The 22,446-nt window shown below is 65.0% G+C and carries 21 protein-coding genes; 9 read left to right on the forward strand and 12 right to left on the reverse strand.

The genetic code is table 11. The features are described from left to right. Positions 1-26 precede the first annotated feature (26 nt). Positions 27-1,064, reverse strand: coding sequence for a DNA topoisomerase IB (locus H7993_RS02115; protein ID WP_185793271.1), 1,038 nt, complete (start codon positions 1,062-1,064; stop codon positions 27-29). A 230-nt stretch (positions 1,065-1,294) separates the two neighbouring features. On the opposite strand from H7993_RS02115, the gene H7993_RS02120 reads away from it, so the two are divergent. From H7993_RS02120 to H7993_RS02155, 8 genes are all read left to right on the forward strand, one after another. Then, on the forward strand, positions 1,295-1,795 hold the full coding sequence (locus H7993_RS02120) for a CS1 type fimbrial major subunit (RefSeq protein ID WP_122477908.1): 501 nt from the start codon (positions 1,295-1,297) through the stop codon (positions 1,793-1,795). 82 nt (positions 1,796-1,877) lie between these two features. After that, positions 1,878-4,400: a TcfC E-set like domain-containing protein gene (locus H7993_RS02125; RefSeq protein WP_185793272.1), complete on the forward strand. Its 2,523-nt coding sequence runs from the start codon at positions 1,878-1,880 to the stop codon at positions 4,398-4,400. Further along, the gene (locus tag H7993_RS02130) at positions 4,397-5,578 is read left to right on the forward strand and encodes a hypothetical protein (RefSeq protein ID WP_185793273.1); all 1,182 of its coding nucleotides are present in this window, start codon (positions 4,397-4,399) and stop codon (positions 5,576-5,578) included. The genes H7993_RS02125 and H7993_RS02130 overlap by 4 nt, the downstream gene beginning before the upstream one ends. Before the next feature lie 17 nt (positions 5,579-5,595). Then, the gene (locus H7993_RS02135; protein WP_122477911.1) at positions 5,596-6,327 is read left to right on the forward strand and encodes a molecular chaperone; all 732 of its coding nucleotides are present in this window, start codon (positions 5,596-5,598) and stop codon (positions 6,325-6,327) included. Between the two features lie 126 nt (positions 6,328-6,453). Continuing rightward, a complete protein-coding gene (locus H7993_RS02140; protein WP_185793274.1) occupies positions 6,454-7,080 on the forward strand; it encodes a response regulator transcription factor in 627 nt (208 codons plus the stop codon). A gap of 366 nt (positions 7,081-7,446) precedes the next feature. After that, positions 7,447-8,073 carry a response regulator transcription factor gene (locus tag H7993_RS02145; protein ID WP_185793275.1) on the forward strand — a complete coding sequence of 209 codons (627 nt, stop codon included), beginning with the start codon at positions 7,447-7,449 and terminating at the stop codon, positions 8,071-8,073. Continuing rightward, positions 8,073-11,693 (forward strand): transporter substrate-binding domain-containing protein, encoded by a 3,621-nt coding sequence (locus tag H7993_RS02150; protein ID WP_185793276.1) that lies wholly within the window; start codon positions 8,073-8,075, stop codon positions 11,691-11,693. Before H7993_RS02145 ends, H7993_RS02150 begins: the two co-directional genes overlap by 1 nt. A gap of 88 nt (positions 11,694-11,781) precedes the next feature. Then, positions 11,782-12,990, forward strand: coding sequence for an EAL domain-containing protein (locus tag H7993_RS02155; protein WP_163007560.1), 1,209 nt, complete (start codon positions 11,782-11,784; stop codon positions 12,988-12,990). A 471-nt stretch (positions 12,991-13,461) separates the two neighbouring features. Here the strand turns inward: H7993_RS02155 and modC are convergent, their stop codons facing one another. The 11 genes from modC to tusD form a co-directional block, all read right to left on the reverse strand. Continuing rightward, positions 13,462-14,541, reverse strand: a complete 1,080-nt coding sequence (gene modC, locus H7993_RS02160; RefSeq protein WP_185793277.1) for a molybdenum ABC transporter ATP-binding protein — start codon at positions 14,539-14,541, stop codon at positions 13,462-13,464. 4 nt (positions 14,542-14,545) lie between these two features. After that, positions 14,546-15,226 carry a molybdate ABC transporter permease subunit gene (gene modB, locus H7993_RS02165; protein ID WP_122477920.1) on the reverse strand — a complete coding sequence of 227 codons (681 nt, stop codon included), beginning with the start codon at positions 15,224-15,226 and terminating at the stop codon, positions 14,546-14,548. Further along, positions 15,226-15,975, reverse strand: coding sequence for a molybdate ABC transporter substrate-binding protein (modA, locus tag H7993_RS02170; protein ID WP_185793278.1), 750 nt, complete (start codon positions 15,973-15,975; stop codon positions 15,226-15,228). The genes modB and modA overlap by 1 nt, the downstream gene beginning before the upstream one ends. Positions 15,976-16,090: 115 nt before the next feature. Further along, entirely contained in the window at positions 16,091-16,933 is an 843-nt protein-coding gene (ada, locus tag H7993_RS02175) for a bifunctional DNA-binding transcriptional regulator/O6-methylguanine-DNA methyltransferase Ada (RefSeq protein ID WP_185793279.1), read from the reverse strand. Positions 16,934-17,006: 73 nt separating this feature from the next. Then, positions 17,007-17,657 (reverse strand): DNA oxidative demethylase AlkB, encoded by a 651-nt coding sequence (gene alkB / locus H7993_RS02180; protein WP_185793280.1) that lies wholly within the window; start codon positions 17,655-17,657, stop codon positions 17,007-17,009. Between the two features lie 5 nt (positions 17,658-17,662). Beyond that, complete coding sequence (locus H7993_RS02185) at positions 17,663-18,670, reverse strand: glutathione S-transferase family protein (RefSeq protein ID WP_185793281.1); 1,008 nt, start codon at positions 18,668-18,670, stop codon at positions 17,663-17,665. A gap of 262 nt (positions 18,671-18,932) precedes the next feature. Continuing rightward, the gene (locus H7993_RS02190; protein ID WP_185793282.1) at positions 18,933-19,949 is read right to left on the reverse strand and encodes a glycosyl transferase family protein; all 1,017 of its coding nucleotides are present in this window, start codon (positions 19,947-19,949) and stop codon (positions 18,933-18,935) included. After that, complete coding sequence (locus H7993_RS02195) at positions 19,946-20,281, reverse strand: TusE/DsrC/DsvC family sulfur relay protein (RefSeq protein ID WP_185793283.1); 336 nt, start codon at positions 20,279-20,281, stop codon at positions 19,946-19,948. The genes H7993_RS02190 and H7993_RS02195 overlap by 4 nt, the downstream gene beginning before the upstream one ends. Beyond that, on the reverse strand, positions 20,278-20,571 hold the full coding sequence (tusB, locus tag H7993_RS02200) for a sulfurtransferase complex subunit TusB (protein WP_185793284.1): 294 nt from the start codon (positions 20,569-20,571) through the stop codon (positions 20,278-20,280). The genes H7993_RS02195 and tusB overlap by 4 nt, the downstream gene beginning before the upstream one ends. After that, a complete protein-coding gene (tusC, locus tag H7993_RS02205) occupies positions 20,571-20,930 on the reverse strand; it encodes a sulfurtransferase complex subunit TusC (RefSeq protein ID WP_122477932.1) in 360 nt (119 codons plus the stop codon). The genes tusB and tusC overlap by 1 nt, the downstream gene beginning before the upstream one ends. Before the next feature lies 1 nt (position 20,931). Next, positions 20,932-21,324, reverse strand: coding sequence for a sulfurtransferase complex subunit TusD (gene tusD / locus H7993_RS02210; RefSeq protein WP_185793285.1), 393 nt, complete (start codon positions 21,322-21,324; stop codon positions 20,932-20,934). An 837-nt stretch (positions 21,325-22,161) separates the two neighbouring features. Between tusD and H7993_RS02215 the strand changes: the two genes are divergently transcribed. Further along, complete coding sequence (locus H7993_RS02215) at positions 22,162-22,446, forward strand: hypothetical protein (protein WP_185793286.1); 285 nt, start codon at positions 22,162-22,164, stop codon at positions 22,444-22,446.

Consider the following 22,446-nt stretch of genomic DNA (forward strand, 5'->3'; position numbering starts at 1 on the left):
ATTCCGGCGGTCGTTGCAGCGCTCGCTCAGGCCGCAGCCACCAGCCGCTCCAGGAACGTGGCCAGGGCCACTTCTTCCAGGCGCAGTCCTTTGCGCTGACGCGGCTTGGGCAACTTGGCCAGCTCGCCCATGACGAAGTGCTCCAGCACCTTGGGGTGGATGTAGCACTTGCGGCACACCGTAGGGGTATTGCCCAGCTGCCTCGCCACGGCCTTGACCATGTCGACGATGTGCTGCTTGGCATCGGGTTCGGGCTGCCAGTGCAGCTCGCGCAGCATGGCCAGCGCCAGCGCGCTGCCGGCCCAGGTGCGGTAATCCTTGGCGGTGAAATGCGCGCCGGTGATCTGGTGCAGATAGGCGTTCACGTCATGGGAGCTGACGCTGTGGCGTTCACCATGCTCGTCCAGGTACTGGAACAGGTTCTGCCCAGGCAGCTCCATGCAGCGCTTGACGATGGTGGCCAGCCGACGGTCCTTCACCGTGACCGCGTGTTCGACGCCACTTTTGCCGCGAAACTGGAACGCAATGGTATGCCCCTTGACCTCCACGTGCTTGTTGCGCAGCGTGGTCAGCCCATAGGACTTGTTGTCCCGGGCGTACTGGCTGTTGCCAACCCGAATCAGCGTGTTGTCGAGCAGCGAGACGACCGCGGCCATGACCTTGTTGCGGTCCAGGCCCGGCGCAGCCAGATGCGCTTCCAGCTGCCGGCGCACCTTGGGCAGCATCTTGCCGAACTCGATCATGCGCGAATACTTGTCTTCGTCGCGCACCTCGCGCCAGCGCGGGTGGTAGCGGTACTGCTTGCGGCCGCGGGCATCGCGCCCGGTGGCCTGCAAATGGCCTTGAGGGTCGGCGCAGATCCACACATCGGTATAGGCCGGAGGAATCACCAGTGCATTGATGCGCTTGATCTCGTCGGCATCGGTGATGCGCTCGCCGCTGGCATCGAAGTAGGCAAATTTGCCGCGCAGGGTCTTGCGGCGCAACCCTGGCTGGTTGTCGTCCACGTAATGCAGGTCTGGCGGGAGTACAACGGTCTGAAGGTCGTCTTCGATGTCAGGCATGGCTCGGCTCAGTGAAGGTACTTAGCCTTGTAGACAGTAGGAATCTTTCGCCGTGCAGTCAGACAGATCGCCCGTATTGTCAGACTCGTCACTTCATCGGTCAGACCTGTCTGACAGCCAAGCCAGCGAGGCTTCGGGACAATGTTGCCCATCGAGTTGAACGCCGCTCAGCCGTGAACGCTGCGGCCAATTCGATCCATCGTCCCTATGCCCAAGCTGGAGAAGTACCCATGAAGAAAATCTACGCCGCGTTCCCATTGGCTTGTTGTCTGGCCAGCCCGGTGTGGGCTGCCGATCAGATCGAAAAGCAGGTCACGGTGACCGCAACGGTTCCCACCGCTGCCTTCTTCGTCGAGCCCATCGGCGGCAACTGGATGAACGACCCACAGGACATGGCCTACAACTCGTTCACCAAGACCTTCGCACCGATCCGCAAGCAGCTGCAGGCCAAGAACACCGCCGCCGGCGGTATCAGCGCCAAACTGATGCGCCCGGCGGTGATCGTCAGCGGTGCCGACCAGATCCCTCTCACCGTGTCGGTAGGCGGCAAGAGCCTGAACCACACCACTGCGCAGTTGGTGGTCACCCAGGCCGATGCCCAGGCCGGCAACGGCGCCGTGGTGGACTTCCAGATCGCCTCGGCACTGGCGGCCGGTACCGCACCGAACGCAGGCAACTACCAGGGTGAAGTGAACATGATGTTCGAGCCCGGTCCAGTCGTTGCGCCCTGACCCAGGATAGACCCCACCACCCACGCGCTTCCTGGCCATCCACCCGTGCTGGGCCGCGAAGCGCGTTCACGAAAAGACCTGCATGTTCAAGACTACCTCATTGGCCAACGCCATCGGTGTGGCGCTAGGCGCGGGCTGGCTGCTGCTCGGACCCGTGCCGGCGCACGCCGCCAACACGCCGCCTGCCCTGGGGATCCTCGGCCAGGCCCAGGGCCTGCCGGCAGATTTCGCCGAGCATTTCTTCGATGTCCCGCTGGCAGTGCGTGTCGATCTGGACGGCCGCCTGCTGGGCGAGGCGCTGGTGGTGCTCGGCCGTGACGACACGCTGCAGTGGCTCGAGTACACCGATACCAGTGAAAGCCGGGAGACCCCGGTGGTACGGCAACGCTGGGCACAACGGTTGAGCGAGGGCGTGAGTCTGGGCAGCTGCACGACACAGTGCACCGATGGTTTGGTGGCCGTGCATTACAGCCTGGTCAACTCGCAGCTCTCGTTGCTGACGCGCGCCGTCGAGCAGTCCACCGATGTCCAGCGCTACCATGCCTTGCCCGAGCAGGCCGAGCACGGGCTGATCCTGCGCAACCAGCTCAACCTCAGCCAGGCAGGCGATGAAACCGTTGGCCGCTACGCCGTGCAAGGGGTGGGCAGTGTCGGCGACTGGAGCACCCAGGCCAACCTGCAGATGGACAAGACCAATTTTCATGGCCTGCGCCATCGCGTTGACCAGCTCTATGCCGAACGCACCGAGCGCGATCGTTTCCTGCGCCTGGGGTATTTCGACCCGGTCGCCCAAGGCCTGATACGCCAGCCTCGGTTGATGGGCAGCACGGCGCAAACCGCATTGGGGGTCATGCTCGGCAGCAGCGACACGCTGTACATCGACAATGGCACAACCAGTACCACGCCCATCTATGTCACGCCCAGCCGACCCGGTACGGTCGAGATCTACCGCAATGGCCAGCTGATCAACACCCAGGCGGTGCAGCCGGGCCTGCAGACCCTGGACACACGGGTATTGCCCGGTGGCATCTATGCGGTGGAAGTGCGCTTGCTGGAGGACGGCCAGGTGACGTCGCGCAGCAACGAATTCGTGTACAAGCCCAGTGCCTGGCGCAACCCGGAACAGCGCTGGCGCTACAACGCCTACGTGGGTCGGCAGAGCACGCTGTTCAGTAACTGGGAGCAAGACCCGAACGGCGGGCTGGCTGCCGGCGTGATGACCAACTACCTGATGCATCCTCGGGCAATCGTGGGGCTTTCGGCGCAGCAGGTCGATACGCAGACGCAAGTGGGCACTTCACTGGACTGGGATGCCCTGGACCGCCTCAAGCTGTATGGCAACCTGTACCGCACCGACCGTCGCGGCAATGGCTACGACCTGCAGGGCGTGTGGAGCCATGGCTCGGGCAATGTGGTGCTCAACCACAACCGTGCCTGGCTGCACCCCCAGCGCGAACGCGGCGACAGCTACTACGTGGACCGCCGCGAGCCGGCTCGGCTCACCACCCAGACCTCGCTGTCGGTCAGCCATCGGCTCACCCGCAACAGCACGCTCACCGCCCGGCTCAGCCGAACCGACGGGATTGAAGCCGGCAATGCACTGGACCTGGGCTGGGCACGTTATGGCCAGTTCATGGGCACCGACGCCAACTGGCGAGTTTCGCTGTTCGACCGCCCCGGCACCGCCAGCACCGACGACCAGCGCAACCGCGGTATCAACCTCACGCTGAGCATGGCGCTGGGTGGGCCGGGCAAGCGCTTGTCTGCCAGCCTGGGCACCCGCACCGGGCGCGACGGCGAACGCGATCGCAATGCCTCGCTCAGCTACCAGCAGGACATGGGGCAAGGCACGCTGCGTACCTTGGGCGGGACCCTCAATGCCGACCGCTACGGCACCGGGCTGGGGGTCAACGCGGGGTTCCAGAACAGCGCCCTGTACGGCGATGCGTTTGCGCTCAGTTCTTCCTACAACGGCCAACTGTCTTCGGGCCTGAACCTTGAAAGCACCTTGGCGCTGGGTGATGGCAAGGCTGCGTTCAGCGGCGAAGTCATGCCCCACGACGCCAGCCTGATCGTCGACCTGGAGTCGGACGTTCCTGGGCTCGAGCTGCGTGCCGATGACCACCTGGGCGGCGCCGCGCTGCTGCGTCCCGGGCGCAACGTGCTGCCGGTGGGTGCCTATCGCGCTGGTCACGTGCAGCTGGGCTTCGACAAGCAGGACCACCTGGCGGCCGACATCCAGCCGCCGACCCTGGACTACCACCTCAACAAAGGCGCGGTGCAGTACCGCCAGTTGAAGGTGGTGCGTACCGTCACCGTACTGGGTCGGGTCGTCGACCACGAGGGCAGGGCACTGAAAGGGGCGCAGGTGATCAACCATGCCAGCCGCAGCGTGACCGAAGCCGATGGCTTCTTCGCACTGGAAATGAGCGAGAGCAATCCGACCCTGGAGATCCGCCAGGGCGGCGTCCAGCGCTGCCTGCTGACCCTCGACACCCACACCAGCAAGCGCGAGCAGGATGTGCTGCTGCTGGGTGATCTTTCATGCGTCGCCGAGGGCGTTGCCGCCCTGACGACACCGAAACCGACAGGAGAGGCCGGATGACTCGCATGACTTCACGTTACTGGAAACGCCTGGTGTCGATGCTGATCTCCATGGCCTTGGCAGGTCCTGTGCTGGCGGGCGATGTGTTGCTTTCCGCTGAGTTCACGCCCACCTCGCAGGGCTTCGTGCATACCAACCCCAAGGCTTCGATCTGCTCGAGGTTTCCGCCGTTCTGCAATTCGAGGGGCTCGGCAAACCTGCCGATCACCTACCGCAAAGGCACCGAGCATTCCGCCGCAGATCCGCGGGATCAGTTCTACGTAGCCTTGCCCAAGCCCGTGACCGTTCAGGTTCGAAACGAACGCGGCGATGCCCATGACGTGCTGCTTACGATCAACTACGTCACCCATCGTGCGGACACTCTGCCGGACGGGCCTCCAAACACCACACCGCAAACCAATACCTGTTCGCAATCAGCCTCTGCATCGGATACCACATTCGCAGCTGTGCTTTGGTGGCTACGTAATCCCGGTAGCGGTGCTCCTTGTTATTCGAGCAATAACCGAGGTCGCGCGGGCGATGTGCGAAGCAGCACGGTTCGTCAGTTCGGCATCTTATACTCGCTGGGAACCCCCTCGCCCTGGAGAATGAAGAACGGCCGCTACACCGGTGAAGTCACCTTCACCGTGGGCAACGGCGGGCAGATCGACCTGGGCAACCAGGTGACCGAACTCAACGACGACACCCTCACCATCAAGTTCCAGCTCGACGTGCAGCACCCCTTCATCGTGGAAACCCCGCCCGGTTCCGAGCTGGCCGTGCTCGAACCGCAGGGCGGCTGGTTGAACTGGAGCGGCGGCTCGCGGACGCCACCGCGTCTGTACCGCGACCACCCCCTGCGACTGTGGTCGGCGGGCCCGTTCAAGGTGCATACCCTGTGTGAATTTCCCATGGCTGGCCAGTGTGCGATCCGCAACCCCGGCGACGACCACCGGGTGCCGGTGGAGGTTGCTCTGTCTCTGCCCAGCGGCGCCGAGCACAACGGCGCACCGGCGCGGCGAGTTGCGCTGCCGGTGGAGGCGGTGAACGCCCTGGAGTTCGACGCTCAGGCACCGCTGCTCAATCGCCCGGGCATGCTGCATTACCAGGTGGTGCAGCCTTACGTCGCGCAGATGATGCAGCGCGCCGGAGCTCGTTATGAAGGCTGGGTGCGGATTGTCTTCGATGCACAACTGTAAACAAGGAGATCCAACCCATGCACAAGACTCTGGGGGCATTGGCCCTGATGATGGCCAGTAGCGCCGTGCTCGCCGGCCCCGAGCTCAATATCGGTGCCTTCTACGACTATCTGGAAGGCCCGCGCAGTACCTTGGTCAAGCGCGTGCGCAACGGCGGCGATGCCACCGCATTCGTCAAGGTCGAAGTGGTTGAAATCATTCATCGCCCGGGCCAGCCCGATCTGGAGCGATCCCTGGAAGGCTTGCCCGTGGCCGAACGGCCCTTGATCGCCAGCCCGGCGCGGTTGATCGTGCCGGCCAACGGCATGCAAAGCGTGCGCTTGCTGCACCGTGGCGAGCGCCAGCAGGAACGCTACTTTCGCGTGCGCTTCATGCCAGTGATGCCCACCGGCAACGACGACTTCGCCATGACCGACCAGCAGGCGCAGCAGTATCGCGAGTCACTGCGAGCCGGCGTGCAGGTGCTTTCCGGTTACGGTGCGTTGCTCTTCGTACAGCCGCAGGACACCCGGTACGCCACCGATATCCGTGAAACCCCCGGCAGCCTTCAGGTGCGCAATGACGGCAACGCCACCATCGTGATGGACCACTTCAACGACTGCGATCGCAGCGGCAAAAGCTGCGCAACCGCCACCCTGCATCACGTACTGCCCGGCCTGGAAAGGCGTTTCGACAAGCAACCGGGGCGCACCTACAGCTTCGAGCTGATCGAGGGTCAGGCGCGGCGAAAGGTGATCAGTGAAGGGTAGGGTGCACACAGTCGGAAACGCCCTGCGCACACTGGAGCATCTACCTACATCGCAAGCGGAAAAGTCCGGATTTGTGCCACTGGCCGATGCGCTATACAACACTCACCCACTCCAAGGAGGTGTTCCATGCGCAAGGCATTGATCGTGGATGACCATCCGTTTATCCGCGCCAGTGTCAGGACGCTGCTGGCTCAGGAGCTGCAGTACCAGGTCATCGAAAGCGGCAACAGCACCGAAGCGGTGCGGTTGTATCGCGACGAGCGGCCGGACCTGGTCATCCTCGACCTGTCGATGCCCGGCCTCGACGGCTTCGATGTGCTCAGGCGCATGAGGGAATCGACCTCGCCGGGCAAGATCATCGTGCTCACCTCCATGCCTCCCGGCTACTACTCGATGCGCAGCATGAAAGCCGGTGCGACCGCTTTCGTCTCCAAATCCGATGCGCTCGACCAGCTGCGCAAGGCAATCGCCGCGGTGCAATCGGGATACACCTATTTTCCGGACTGCACCGACGTGTCCCTGGGCCGCGCGGACAGCGACAGCGCCGAGGCGGCACTAATCTCCAGCCTCACCGACCGCGAGATCCTGGTGCTGGTGAACCTGGCCAAAGGCCTGTGCAATCAGGACATCGCCCACACCATGCTGCTCAGCCACAAGACCGTCAGCACCTACAAGATGCGCATGATGCGCAAGCTGCGGCTCAACTCGGTGATGGAAATGACGGACCTGGCCAGGCGTCACGAATTGATTTGAGCCCCGTGCCGAAACGGTCGGCTCCGTAGGAGATTTCGCCGAAAGCTTGGGAAATGTCCGGCTTCAATGTCATCCCGGCGCAGCAATACTGCCGCCGCCGAACACGGAGGGTGACACGGACACGGACATCCTACGGTGCGCGGGAAAATTTCCTTCAGGTATCCCGGAACCTTCCCATCGCTAATTCAGAATTTGACGACCGACTTCGGCCTGAATTTACGGAACACTCCTACGGTAGATGGCCTCGTCTGCGCTTGACAGCTGTCTCCTGATCCAGAACCAACAGAGTCGATGCAGAACGCTGCAAAGGAAGCCCGCGCCGGGCATGCAGGCGCCGTCCCGCGCTCACGCACTCAGGAGAAAGACATGCGTACAGCACTGATAATCGATGATCACCCGTTCATTCGATCGAGCGTCAAACTCTTGCTCAAACAGGAACGCTTCAGCGTAGTGGCGGAGGCCCAGGACGGTGTCGACGGAGTCCTGATGGCAAAGACTCACCAACCCGACCTGATCGTCCTGGATATTTCCCTTCCCGGGCTGGACGGCATGGAAGTCATCGCCAGAATCAAGGAGCTGGGAACCAGCAGCCGTATCGTCATTCTCACTTCCCAGGCCGCCGAGCACTTCTCCCTGCGCTGCATGAAGCTGGGCGCCATGGGCTATGTGTCCAAGCGTGATGACCTCAACGAGCTGCGCAAGGCGGTGACGGCCATCGGCTCCGGGTTCACCTATTTTCCGGTAGTGGCTTTCAGCTCGGTGCGCAGCAGTGACGGGCTGGGCAGCGAAACGGAGTGCATCGCGCGCCTGACCAATCGCGAGCTGACCATCCTCCAGCACCTGGCTCGCGGGCTGAGCAACAAGGCCATCGGCGAATTGATGCTGCTGAGCAACAAGACCGTGAGCACCTACAAGTTCCGCCTGATGGACAAGCTGCAGATGAGCTCGCTGGTGGAACTGGCCGAGCTCGCCAAACGTAACTTCCTGGTGTGATGAGCCTGATCGCGTGGGTCGGCCGCAGCACTCGCTGGGTGCTGGTGTGGCTGGCCGGCACAGCACTCGCCCATGCCCAAGTGCTGCCGTTGCACGGACGCTCGCAGCCCGAGCCTGCCTGGTTCGAGCGGTTGCACATGCAACTGGCCGACCGCGACCGACAGTGGCTGCGCGCACGACGCGTTTTGCGCGTCGCCGTGAGCCGTCCGGACTACGGCCCTTTCGACCTCTCCGCCAATGGCGGCAGCTATGAGGGAATCAGCGCCGACTACCTGGCGCTGGTGGCTCGGCTGCTCGAACTGGATGTCGAGGTGCAGGCCTATCCTTCCCGCGAGCTTGCGCTTGCCGCGCTCGAAGCGGGCGAGGTGCAAGTGTTGGGCACCACCAGCCGCCGTGAAGCCTTGCGTCACGGCCTGCTGCTTTCCGACGCCTACATACAGGATCAGCCTGTGCTCGCCATGCGACCCGGCCAGTCGCTCGACGCGACCGCGCCGCTGCGCATTGCCCTGGTGCGCGATCACGTCGCAGCGAGCGAGGTCCGCGAACGCTTCCCGGAGGCCCAGCTGCAATTGCATCCGACACCCTCGAACGCCCTGGCAGCGGTGGCCTATCAGCAGGCCGATCTGTTCGTCGGTGGCGCGCTGGCGGTGTTCCACCAGGCCGACGGCAGCCAGCTGCCCGGCCTGCGCCTGCAACCGGCCGAGGGCATTGGCGGCAATGCTTTCGGCTTCGCCGTGAACCCACGCGATGCGCGTCTGCTGCGGCTGCTCGACAAGGCCCTGGCGGTGGTGCCCGACGAGGCCCGGGCGGCCATCGCTCGGCGCTGGAGCGTCGAGCGCCCGCGCGTGGCGGAACCGGCTGCACTGCCCCTGACCGCCACGCAGCGCCAATGGCTGGCCGGGCGTACCGAACTGCGGGTGCTGATGGATCCGCGCTTCGTGCCGGTCAGCTACCGTGACGATCAGGGCCGCTTCGCCGGCGTGGCCGCCGACGTGCTGCACCAGATCGCGCGGCGCACCGGGCTCGCCATCGAGGTGATCGAAAGCACCTCGCTCACGCGCATGAGCGAAATGATCGAGCGCGGCGAGGCCGATCTGATCGCCGCGATGATTCCCAGCCCGGAGCGCCAGACTCGCCTGGCGTTCAGCCGCGGCTACCTGAGCAGCTCCCCGGTGCTGGTCACGCGCGAGGGCGGGCGCGAGCCGGTTTCGCTGGAGCAATCGGCGGGCAAGCGGGTGGTGCTGGTGGAGGGCAGCCTGCTGCATGAGTGGCTGCAGGAACACTACCCCTCGATCGACCGCCTGCGCGCGGCAAGCTCCGCCGAGGCCCTGGCCATGCTCGACCGCGGTCAGGCCGACGCGGCGGTGCTGCCATTGATCGCGGCGCGCTACATGATCGCGCGGCAGTACCGTAGTCGGCTGCGCGTCAGCGCGGCGCTGCCGGTGGCGCCGGTACATTTCGCGTTCGCCGTCTCGCCCCGGGCCCAGGTGCTGCAGTCGATCCTCGACAGCGCCCTGCAGGACATTCCGCCGCCACACATGAGCGAGCTGACGCGCCATTGGCGCACCGAAATGATCGTCGCCGATGGCCTTTGGCAACGTTACCGCTGGGCCATCATCCAGGGGTTCGCCGCCGCCTCGCTATTGTTGCTGCTGGCACTGGGCTGGGTCAGCTACCTCAAGCGTCTGATCCGCCAGCGGGTCGATGCCGAACGGGCCCTGACCACACAGCTGGAGTTCATGCGGGTAATGATCGACGGCACACCCCATCCGATCTACATCCGAGATCGCCAGGCACGCCTGATCAACTGCAACACCAGTTACCTGCAAGCCCTGGGTGTGACCCGCGAGGCGATCCTGAACAAGCCGCTGACCGGCTATGGCCTGCTCGAAGAACGGCACGCCCAGCTGGCCCAGGACGCGTATCTGCAAGCCATGGAGCACGGCGAGCCAGTGGTCGAGGATCGCACGCTGACCTTGCCGTCGGGCGAGGTGCTGATCATTCACCACTGGATGCTGCCGTACCGCGGCGGCGACGGACGAATCCAGGGTCTGATCGCCGGGTGGGTCGACATCACCGAGCGCCAGCGCCTGTGCCAGGCGTACCGTGACGCCCAAGCGCAGGCCGAAGCGGCCAACCAGGCCAAGACCACCTTCCTGGCAACCATGAGCCATGAAATCCGCACGCCGATGAACGCCGTGCTGGGCATGCTCGAACTGGCCCTGAAGAAAGCCGAGCAGGGCATGCTCGACAAGCCTGCGCTGGAGGTTGCCTCGCAGTCGGCCAACGGTCTGCTGGCGTTGATCGGGGATATCCTCGATGTCACGCGCATCGAGGCCGGTCGCCTGGAACTGCTGCCGGCGCCGTGCCAGTTGGGGCAACTGGCCGGTGAAACCGTGGGGCTGTTCCAGGCCCAGGCGCGGGAGAAATACCTGCGGCTCAAGCTGGAGGTGCTCGGTGCCCCCGACACCTGGCTCAGCGTCGACCCGGTGCGGTTCAAGCAGATCATCGCCAACCTGCTGAGCAACGCCATCAAGTTCACCCGCGAGGGGCAGGTCTCGGTGGTGCTCGGGGTCTGGCCGCAGGCGCACGGCGCGCGGGTCGAACTGAGTGTGGAGGACAGCGGGCAGGGCATTGCCCAGGCCGACCTGTTGCGCCTGGGCGCGCCTTATCGACAGGCCGCAGGTGGCCGCGGCAGCCGCGTCGGTGCCGGTCTGGGCTTGAGTATCTGCCGCAGCCTGGCCGACCTGATGGGTGGCAGGCTGGAATTGCACAGTGTGCTTGGCTGCGGCACGCGGGTGCAGCTGCAGTTCGACGCGGTGCCTGGCGCGAACGCACCGCCGTCGGGCGCTCGCGAGCCTGCGCGCATTGACCTGCCGGCGTTGCAGGTGCTGGTGGTCGACGACTACCCCGCCAATCGGGTGCTGCTTGAGCGCCAACTGACATTCCTCGGCCACCGCGTAACGGTAGCCGAGCACGGTGCCGCCGGGTTGCGCGCCTGGTTGCGCGGCGCCTACGACGTGGTCATCAGCGACTGCAACATGCCCGGCATCAATGGCTATCAGTTGGTCAAGGCGGTGCGTGAGCACGAACGGCGCAAGCATCAGGAACCGTGCCTGTTCCTCGGTTGTACGGCGAATGCCCAGATCAGCGAGCGCCGCCGTTGCCTGCAGCAAGGCATGGATGACTGCTTGTTCAAACCATTGAGCCTGGAAACTCTGGCACTGCACCTGGACCCGCACCGCGCCCGTCGCATGCTCGGTGCGCCGGAAGACGACGTCGACCTGGGCAGTCTCGATCAGCTCACCGGCGGCGATGCCAGCCTGTTGCTGCGCCTGCTCGATGATTTGGCCGAGAGCAACCTGCAGGACCTCAAGCGCCTGCATTCGCTGTCTCAGCCCTACCAGACCGGCGAAGTCGCCGACCTGGTGCACCGGATCAAGGGCGGCGCCCGCATCGTTCGGGCGCGACGCCTGCTGGCGGCCTGCGAAGCCCTGGAACAGGCCTGCACGGCAAGCTCTTCGGCCGAGCGGATGCGGCGTGGCGTCGACGATCTGGCGGCGGCCATGGTTGGCCTCGATGACTACCTGGCACGGCACGGCACATCCGGCAAACCGTAGGAATTTTCCGATGCGTATTGGGAAATTGCCTGCATCCCGGTCATTGCACGGAGTTGAACATAGGCATGAAGAAACAGGGGAAGTGATCGTGTCAGACATCAAGCCAACGGTGTTACTCGTCGAAAGTCATGGGTTCCAGCGTGCGATCGCGGTGCAGATGCTCAGCCAGTTGGGTTGCTCGTGCGTGTACCAGGCGCAGACCAGCGAGCAGGCGCTGCAGTTGCTGCGCGAGCACCAGCCCATCGATGTGCTGGTGTGCAACGTCGACGTACTGGGCGTGGGTGCATTGCGCATCATCCAGGAAGCGGTTACCCGCAAGCGTGTGCGCGCCGTGCTGATCGGCGGCGGGATCGAGCCGGAAGTGCGCACCGGGCTGTACCAATGGGTGTCGATGCTCGGCCTGGAGTACCTGGTCGACGCTGGCAGCCCGTTGGACTTCAACCGCTTGCAGCGATTCTTCGAGGCCTTGAACACGCCTCGCGGCGCGCTCGTACCAGCGCCTGCGAAGGTGCGGATCGGGCGCGTGGAGGTGCAGGCGGCGATCGCTGGCGGCCAGTTCGAGGTGTGCTTCCTGCCGCGCTGCACGGTGGCCGACGGACGCATCCGCAGCGTCGATGCGCAACTGAGCTGGCAGCATCCACGCCATGGCCTGCTGGCCATGCCGCAGTTCTGCCCGGCGGTGGAGCGGGCCGGGCTGGGCAATGCGTTGCTGTTGTACATGGCCGAGCAGGCGGTCGAGGTGCAGCAGCAGCTTGCCCAAGCCGGATTGCAGGTGGGCCTGAGCCTGGGTATGCGGCTCGAACAACTCGGTCACCAGCCGCTGATGAACGAGTTGTTGGGCATATTGCGTGGGCACCTGACCGGCAAGCACCGCGTGGCACTGGAGCTCAGCCATGTCGGCCTGGCTCGGCCCAAGGCGGAATACCTGGAAACCCTGTTGCGCGTGCGGTTGATGGGCTGTGACCTGGGCATGCAGGGGTTCGGTTTCGGCGGTGCCTCGCTGCAGCGCCTGTGTCAGTGGCCGATCAACCAGTTGCGTCTGGCGTCACCCTTTCTGCTGGAAGCCCCGCACCAGTCGCGCCATTTGGCGGTGGTGCAGCACATGTCGGTCGCCGCGCGCACGTTGGGTATCGAACTGACGGTGGCCGGCGTGCAGAGTGCGGTGCATCATCTGCTGTTGTTCGACCTCGGCTGCCTGCGCGGACAGGGCGATTACTTCGCCAAGCCGCTGAGCGCCGACGCTCTGCGCGAACGTCTCCAGCAACCGAAAACGCTGCAACCGATACGCCGCGAGTAGCCCCGTCCGCGTGCGCAAGACCTGTAGCAGCGGCGCAAGCCGGGTCCGGGTGCGCTGCGGAGTGTCAGGTGGATCGCATGCGCAGATGACGCGGCTAGCGCCGCTGCTACAGGGGATCGCGGTCTGTAGCAGCGGCGCAAGCCGCGTCCGGGTGCGCTGCGGGGTGTCAGGTGGGTTGCGTGCGCCGATGACGCGGCTAGCGCCGCTGCTACAGGGGATCGCGGTCTGTAGCAGCGGCGCAAGCCGCGTCCGGGTGCGCTGCGGGGTGTCAGCTGGATCGCATGCGCCGATGACGCGGCTCGCGCCGCTGCTACAGGGGATCGCGGTCTGTAGCAGCGGCGCAAGCCGCGTCCGGGTGCGCCGCGGGGTGTCAGGTGGGTTGCGTGCGCCGATGACGCGGCTCGCGCCGCTGCTACAGGGGATCGCGGTCTGTAGCAGCGGCGCAAGCCGCGTCCGGGTGCGCTGCGGTGTTCAGGCCAATACCGCCACAGCCTTGATCTGCGCCCACGCCTGCAGGCCCGCCACCACGCCCAACTGGTCCGCGGAATAACGGGTGATTCGTGCCAGGATCAATGTCTCGCCGGCGCGCAGACTCAGCTGCACATGGGCCGGATTGTGCGCTGTCGACACCTGCTCGACGGTGACGGCGAAACGATTGAGGATGCTGCTGGCTTCGTCCGGGCTCAGGCTGAGGCTGACGTCACGGGCCTGGATCTTGACCCGCAAGCGGTCGCCAACCGCCCGAGGGGTATGGGCGACGCGCAGCGGTTCGACGGCCCCCGGCAGTTGCAGGGACAGCAGCTGATAGACCGGATCGTAGCCGCGGACCGTGGCCTGCACGACCACACCGGCGTCGGCTTCGCGCGCCATGGGCAGATCGAGGCGCTCCAGCGTCGGCCCCAGCGGCCCGCTGCCCAGCACGCGGCCGTGCTGCAGCACCACCAGGTGGTCGGCCAGCCGCGCGACCTCATCCTGGGCATGGCTGACGTACACCACGGGAATGTCCAGTTCGTCATGCAACCGTTCCAGATAGGGCAGGATCTCGGCCTTGCGGCGGCTGTCCAGCGCCGCCAGCGGCTCGTCCATCAGCAGCAGCCCGGGGCTGGTCAGCAGCGCGCGGGCGATGCCCACGCGCTGCCGTTCGCCGCCGGACAGGTTGGCCGTCTGGCGTTCCAGCAGATGTTCTATGCCAAGCAGGTCGCACGCCTGATCGAGCGCGACCTTGCGTTGACCAGGCTTGATCCGCCGCCAGCCGTATTCAAGATTGCCGCGCACCGACAGGTGCTCGAACAGGCTGGCTTCCTGGAACACATAGCCGAGCGCACGCTTGTGCGGCGCCAGGAAAATGCCCCTGGCGCTGTCCTGCCAGACCTCGCCATTGACCTCGATGCAGGCATCGGGCGCTTTCACCAACCCCGCCAGGCAGCGCAGGCAGGTGGTCTTGCCGGATCCGGAGTCACCGAACAGCGCGCTGACACCGCGTCCGGGCAGTTGCAGGTCGACGTCCAGCGAAAACGCGCCATAGGTCATGTCGATACGGGCACGGATCATTCCATCAACTCCACGCCGAGCGCGATTGACGGCCGCGGTGCAGCAACAGCAGCACGGCGAAGGAAAACACCAGCATGGCGCCGGCCAGCCAGTGTGCCTGGGCGTATTCCATGGCTTCGACATGGTCGAAGATCTGCACCGATACCACCCGCGTCTTGTCCGGTATGTTGCCGCCGATCATCAGTACCACGCCGAATTCACCCACGGTATGGGCAAAGCCCAGAATGCTGGCCGTGACGAAACCGGGCTTGGCCTGCGGCAGCACCACGGTGAAGAAACAATCCCAAGGGCTTGCACGCAAGGTCGCGGCCACTTCCAGAGGTCGCTCGCCGATGGCCTTGAATGCGTTCTGCAACGGCTGGACCACGAAAGGCATGGAGTAGATCACCGAACCGATCACCAGCCCGGTGAAGCTGAACACCACCGAGCCCAGGCCCAGCGCTTGCGTTGCCTGGCCGATGAAACCGTGGGGGCCCAGCAGCAGCAACAGGTAGAAACCGATGACCGTCGGCGGCAATACCAGGGGCAGCGCGACCACTGCGCCGACAGCGCCGCGCCAGGGCGACGCGGTGCGCGCCAGCCACCAGGCGACGGGCGTACCGACCAGCAGCAGAATCACCGTGGTCAGGCTGGCCAGCTTCACCGTCAGCCAGATCGCACCCAGGTCGCTGGCGTCCAGCGGCATCAGATCTGGTAGCCGTACGACTTGATGATGGCCGCAGCTGCCGGGCCTTTCAGGTATTGCATGAGCGCCTTGGCGGCTTCGCTGTCACGACCTTTGTTGAGAATCACCGCGTCCTGCTTGATTGGATCATGCAAGGCCGCCGGGACGATCCAGGCCGATCCTTGCTCGACTTTGCCATCCTTGTAGATCTGCGACAGTGCCACGAAACCCAGCTCGGCATTGCCGGTCGAGACGAACTGGAAGGCCTGGGTGATGTTCTGCCCTTCGACCAGTTTGGGCTGGGTGGCCTGGGTCAGGTTCATCTTCGCCAACACCTGGGTCGCCGCCAGCCCGTAGGGTGCAGCCTTGGGGTTGGCGATGGACAGGTGCTGATAGCTGTTGCCCTTGAGCACGGCGCCTTCGGCGTCGACGTAGCCAGGCTTGGCCGACCACAGCGCCAGGGTGCCGGTGGCGTAGGTAAAGCGTGAGCCCGGAACGGTTTCCTGCTCGCTTTCCAGTTTTGCCGGGGTGCTGTCGTCGGCGGCCAGGAACACTTCGAACGGCGCGCCGTTCTTGATCTGGGTATAGAACTGGCCGGTCGAGCCATAGGCGGCGACGAGCTTGTGCCCGGTGTCGGCCTCGAAGGCTTTGGCGATGGCCTGTATGGGGGCGGTGAAATTGGCGGCGACAGCCACCTGTACCTCATCGGCGTACGCACTGTTGAGGGCCATGGCGGCGCCGAGGGCAAGCAGGCGGGTGGTGAACTTCATTGGACGGCGCTCTGTGGGAAAAAAGACTACCGTCATATAGCAAAATATATAGCGCTTTGCCAGTCCTGCACGCTGGTGTCCGCAGCCTGCGAGAAGTCCACTGACGAGATCGGCGTCAAGGCGTGTCAGGCCGACGCTCGCGCTCGAGCAGTTCGCGCTTGCGCTCGATACCCCAGCGGTATCCGGAAAGCCCACCGTCGGTGCGTACCACTCGATGACAGGGTACCGCCACGGCCAGGGCGTTCGCCGCGCAGGCCCCGGCCACCGCACGTACCGCGCTCGGCGCGCCGATGCTGGCCGCAACCTGCGCGTAGCTGGCGGTAGTGCCCGGTTCGATCTTGCCCAGCGCTTGCCATACCCGTTGCTGGAAAGCCGTGCCGCGAATGTCCAGGGGCAAGTCCAGACCCGCCCTCGGTGCCTCGATGAAGCCCAGCACCTTGGCCACGATCGCTTCGAAGTCTGAGTCGGCGCCTATCAGTGCTGCCTTGGGAAAGCGCCGTTGCAGATCATCGAGCAAGGCTTGCGGCTCGTCACCCAACAGGATCGCGCACACACCGCGCTCGCTGCAGGCCACCAGCACCGCGCCCAGGCTGCATTGGGCAAGGGCGAAATGGATCGAAGCCTTGCTGCCCCCTTGGCGGAAGGCCGCTGGGGTCATGCCGAGCATGCCATTGGCGGCCTCGTAGAACCGCCCGGATGAATTGAAACCGCTGGCGTACAGGGTTTCGGTGACGGATTTGCCCTGCTGGAGCTGCTCGCGGACTTTCTGCGCCCGTCGGGCACTGGCGTAGCTGCGCGGCGTCAGCCCGGTCACGGCCTTGAACACCCGGTGGAAGTGCCATGGGCTCAAGCCGGCCCGTTCGGCCAGCGCGCTCAACTCGGGAAGAGCGTCGCTGGCCTCGATCTGGCGGCAGGCGGCGGCAACCAGTTGGCTGTGGTGAGCGGTCGGGGTGGGCATGGCGCGATTCCGTGGATCGTCGAAGCGGCCATGTTAGCCGTTGCTGCGGGCGCTGACACTCCGCTGCTTGCGCTCAGCCAGCCTTGCGCAGGGTGAAGTTGATCCGTTGTGGGCCCATCACCGGGTGCACGCCTTCCTTGAGCGGCAGCACGCCGTGAAAGCGCAGACGGTCGACACCGCCCCATACCATTACATCGCCGTGCAGCAGGGGCACGCGCAGCGGACGGTCGCTGCGCTGCAGGCCACCGAGCTGGAACATCGCCGCGAGGCCCAGTGAAACCGAAACGATGGGCGCGCCGTAGTCACGCTCATTGCGATCCTGGTGCAGGGACATCCTGGCGCCCGGCACGTAGCGGTTGAGCAGGCAGGCATCGGGTATGAAATCATCGAAACCGGCCGCTGCCGCTGCTTCCCGAGCCAGCGTGCGCAGCACTTCGGGCAGCACCGGCCACGGGCGACCGGTGAGAGGATCGTCGCTGACGTAGCGATATCCTCGCGCATCCGTGCTCCAACCGAACTGCCCGCAGTTGCTCAACGCCACCGACATGGTGTGCCCACCAGGCGTTTCCATGCGCCGAAACGGGGCTGCCTTGAGCACTTCGCGCAAGGCCGGCAGGATGTCGTCCAGCCAGGGCAGGGCGAAGCCACGCAGGACGAAGGTCTGCTCGCCCAGGGATTCGCGACGACTGGGTTGTTGTGGCTCATCGAACAGTGAGGACTGCACCGGGCTCACCCCTCGCTGTGTTGCCAGATACCCCGGCCGTGAAGGCGCTCACGGTCATGGGCAGCGTTGAAATCCTGCGCGGGCCCCTTGGGCACGATACCGGTCGGGTTGATGGTCGGATGGCTGGTGTAGTAGTGGCCTTTGATGTGTTCGAAGTCGACCGTCTGGGCGATGCCCGGCCATTGGTACAGCTCGCGCAGCCAGTTCGACAGGTTCGGGTAATCGGCGATGCGCCGCAGGTTGCACTTGAAGTGTCCGTGGTACACCGCGTCGAAGCGGATCAGGCTGGTGAACAGGCGCCAGTCGGCTTCGGTCAGGGACTCCCCGGTCAGGTAGCGCTGAGTGTCCAGCGTGGCTTCGAGGCGGTCGAGTTCGGCGAATACATCGTCGAACGCCCTGGCGTAAGCCTGCTGCGAAGTGGCAAAGCCGGCGCGGTAGACGCCGTTGTTCACATTCGGGTAAACCGCGTCGTTGACGCGGTCTATGGCTGGGCGCAGCGACTCGGGATAGAGGTCCAGGCGATTGCCGGTGAGGGCATCGAAGGCGCTGTTGAACATGCGAATGATCTCGGCCGACTCGTTGCTGACGATACGGCTCTGCTGCTTGTCCCACAGCACCGGCACCGTGACCCGGCCGGTGTAGCGCGGATCGTCGCGGGTGTAGCGTTCGTGCAGGTAGCGCAAAGGCTCGAGGTGATCACCGCTCGAGCCTGTCTGGCTGTCGAACGTCCAGCCGTGCTCGCCCATGTGCCAGCTCACCACCGACACATCGATCAGCGCTTCCAGGGCTTTGAGCTTGCGCACGATCAGGGTGCGATGGGCCCACGGGCACGCCAGCGAGACGTACAGATGGTAGCGACCGGCTTCGGCCTTGAAGCCGCCCTGGCCACTGGGGCCGGGTTGGCCGTCGGCCGTGACCCAATGGCGGCGCTGCGAGGTTTCGCGCTGAAACGCGCCGTCCTCGCTGCTTTCGTACCACTGGTCGTGCCAGCGTCCTTCGATCAGCAAACCCATGGTCGTCTCCCGAGTGCGTATCGGCGAACTGTATCACGCTGCTCCGCCGCAGCGGCCCATACCGGGTGTGCCGCCGACGCGGCTTGCGCCGCTGCTACACGCGTAATCAGGGCACAGCGCGTGTGCCGCCGACGCGGCTTGCGCCGCCGCTACATGCGTATTCCGGGCAGGGGGGGCGCCGTCGCGGCGGCATGAACCCTGTAGCAGCGGCGCGAGCCGCGTCGGCGGCATGTGCGGTAGGTCTGACATCACGCCGCTGCCGTTACAAGGACTTCGTACACGCCGCCAGGTCACGTGCCGCCCACAGCGCGCGGGCTTCGTCGAAGGCCTGCTCGCGGGAGCTGCCCAGCCCTCGCAGGGCCAGGGCCATGGTGGAGATCAAGGCCATTTCGCCGTAGCTGTCCTGGCGCTCACCCTGCCAGAACTCAACCAGGTGGCCGACTTCGAGAGTCGGCGGCTTCACGTGGCGCTGGGCGGCCAGGGCCGGCCACTCCTCATCCCAGGGCAGGTGGTCGCCGGTGCCATAGAGATGGCTGGCGCTGTCCGGGTTGATCTCGATTTCGCCACCGTCGCCCTTGACCACGATCGCCGTGTCACCGAGCAGGCCGCTGGCATCGCGATGCACTGCCTGGTAGCCAGGGTGGAAGATGCTCTGCAGGCCACAGCGTGCCCCGAGCGGGTTGAGAATCCGCGCCAGCGAATGAATGGGCGAGCGCAGGCCCAAGGTGTTGCGCAGGTCGATCATGCGTTGCAGTGGCGCTGCCCAGTCCATCAACGGGGAAAACGCCAGGCCGTGCTGGTCGAGCGCCTGGCCGACGGCATCCCAGTCCCGACACAGCGCGATGTTCAAGGTCCCGAGCAGTTGTTCGCTGTACAGCCGCCCGGCGGTGTGGGCGCCCGCGCCGTGCATGAATATGCGCCGGCCGCTGCCGCCCAAGCATTTCGCAGCCAGCAGGTACCACGGCAAGTGGCGCTTCTTGCCAGCGTAGGTCGGCCAGTCCAGATCGACTGCCAGCGCCGGCGCCTGCAGGCGTTCGCGCAGGGCGAGGGTGAAACCGGCGAGTTCCTCGGCGCTTTCTTCCTTGTGCCGCAGCAGCATGAGGAAGGCACCCAGCTGTGCGTCTTCCACCCGGCCATCGAGCAGCATGCCCATGGCCTCGCGGGCTTCCTCACCGGTGAGGTTGCGTGCGCCGCGCTTACCCTTGCCCAGGGCTCGCACGAATTGGGCGAACGGGTGCTCTTCGGGGGTTTCCAGCATCAGTGCAGGGTAGTCGGTCATATGCAATTGGTCGGTTTGGGCAGGCCCGCCAGCTTGGCAGCGAGTTTGGCAGGAGTGCCATTGAATAGGCGATTGAGGTGCAGACTGTTGCCCTTGTCAGCGCCCAGTTGCTGCGCCACGTACTTGATCAGCGGCCGGGTGGCAGGCGAAAGCTGGTACTGGGCATGGAAGCGGCGCAGCAGCTCGATGATCTGCCAGTGGTCAGGGGTCAGTTGCAGATCCTCGGCGCCGGCCAGCGCCTGGGCGACTTGCGGACTCCAGTCGGCGAGCGACTGCAGGTAGCCGTCCTGATCCAGCGCGATGCTGCGCCCGTCGACGATGAGTGTCGTCATAGCCAGCTATTGACCTTTTCATAGGCCAGCGTCAGCTCGACGAACGCTGGGTAATCGAGCAGCTCGACCCCGGGGTTGTTCGGCAAAGCGCGTGCCTGCGCATCTTCGGCCAGGGCAAAGACGACGACGCCGGCGCTTGCCAGCGCTGCCCAGGGCTCGCTGCCGGGCGCCAGGGCGTAGACCGCATCGCCGCTGAGCAGAATGGCGTCGTCGTCGCCCAGCAAACGCAGGCAACTGTGCAGGCGCTGGTCGCTGAACGGCGAGTGTGACAATACGTGAAGAGTACTCATTACAAGGTCACCACAAGGTCGAAGCGCGCCAGCAGCTCGCGCAATTGCGCATCTGCAAGTGCCTGCGCGGGCAGGGCCAGCCCTGATTGGGCCAGGCCACGTTGGGCGAGGCTGGCGCTGCAGACGAACACCTCCTCGACACCGAACAGCGGCAGCGCCTGCAGGTTGGCCGCAAGATTCTTTTGTTGCACGGCATCCGGCGCCTGGTCATCCAGCAGCTGGTAGACACCGTCGTCGAGAAACAGCATGGCCAGCGGCAGGTCGTAGGCACCGCCGGCCAGGGCGATGTCCAGCGCCTCGCGCGCGGCGGGGCCTGCCCAGGGGGCTTGGCGGCTGATGATCAGCATGGACTTGGCCATGTCAATGGCCCCCGAAGCTGACGAGCCGATCGGCCTGCTGGGCGGCTTCGTGCAATTGCCCCAACCCGGACAGCTGCCAGGGTTGGCTCAGGTTGGCGGCCGGGCGCTGGTAGCGACGTGCTTCTTCGTCGTCGAGCACACCGCGCCGCAGGGCGGCGGCGATGCACACCACCGCGTCTATCTGATGTTCGACGACGAAAGCGCGCCACTGCGCCGCCGTGTCGGTTTCATCCTGGGCGGTGACGATGTTGCTGGAAGCCGTGTGCACGCCGTCCTGGTAGAAGAACACCCGCAGCAGTTGATGGCCTTGAGCCAAGACCGCTTGGGCGAACAGCAGCGCGCGCCGCGAGGCCGGCGAGTGGGCGGGCGAATAGACAGCGATGGCAAACTTCATGGTCGGCTCTGGTGTGGAACTGTGGCCATGATAAAGGCTGCCTTTGCAAAAAGCCTAGCAAGAAGCGCCGCGCGGGGAATCAGTGCTCGCACATTTCCCGTAGGAGCGGTCAGCGGCCGCGAAAAGGGCGCCGCCGATGGGCTGATACACCTCGGCCCACGGTTCGCGGCCACGGACCGCTCCTACAGAGGTTGTCCATGGTTGCCAAGGATGCGTTTCCCGTAGGAGCGGTCAGCGGCCGCGAAAAGGGCGCCGCCGACGGGCTGATACACCTCGGTCCCCGGTTCGCGGCCACGGACCGCTCCTACAGAGGTTGTCCATGGTTGCCAAGGATGTGTTTCCCGTAGGAGCGGTCAGCGGCCGCGAAAAGGCGCCGCCGATGGGCTGATACACCGCGGCGCCCGGTTCGCGGCCACGGACCGCTCCTACAGAGGTTGTCCATGGTTGCCAAGGATGTGTTTCCCGTAGGAGCGGTCAGCGGCCGCGAAAAGGCGCCGCCGATGGGCTGATGCACCTCGGCCCCCGGTTCGCGGCCACCGATCGCTCCCACAGGAGGCCTGTCGTGGCCGGTGTGACAGCGTGCCGCAGTGCCACCGCGCGCCGCTCTGGGCCGTGCGATTGCGCAGACGAGCGGGCTTGGTTGTCATACATCTGCGCCTCGGTGCGGTTTACAGCGCCCAAGCAGCTGCCTAAAATTCACCCCAAGCGTCGGGGCCTGACCGGTCGACAGCACGCTACCCATAAAAAAAGCCCGTCCAAGACGGGCTTTTTGCGTTTCCAGCGCGCCTTTTTCCAGGCTGCCGCCCACACACCGCCACCCACCGAGGCCTTTTTTCCATGTTGCGCCTGTTTCTGCTGTTGCTGTCCTATTGCTACAAACGTGTCACCACCAGCCTGGCCTCCATGCGCGATCAGCGCATCGAAAACGCCTACTCGACCTATGAAGAAGCCGAGGAGGGTGGCCGTTGGTCGTGGTTGACGCTGCTGACCATCGCCGTGCTGAGCTTCTATATCCTCGGCAGCCTGGGCGTCTACGCCAAGGTGCATATCTGGGACGCGCTGTCCGAAGATCAGAAAAGCATGGTCATCGAGTCCATGGCCGCCAACCAGCAGATGCTCTGA

Origin of the sequence: Pseudomonas baltica, from assembly GCF_014235765.1 — a bacterium.
GTDB classification, from domain to species: Bacteria; Pseudomonadota; Gammaproteobacteria; order Pseudomonadales; family Pseudomonadaceae; genus Aquipseudomonas; species Aquipseudomonas baltica.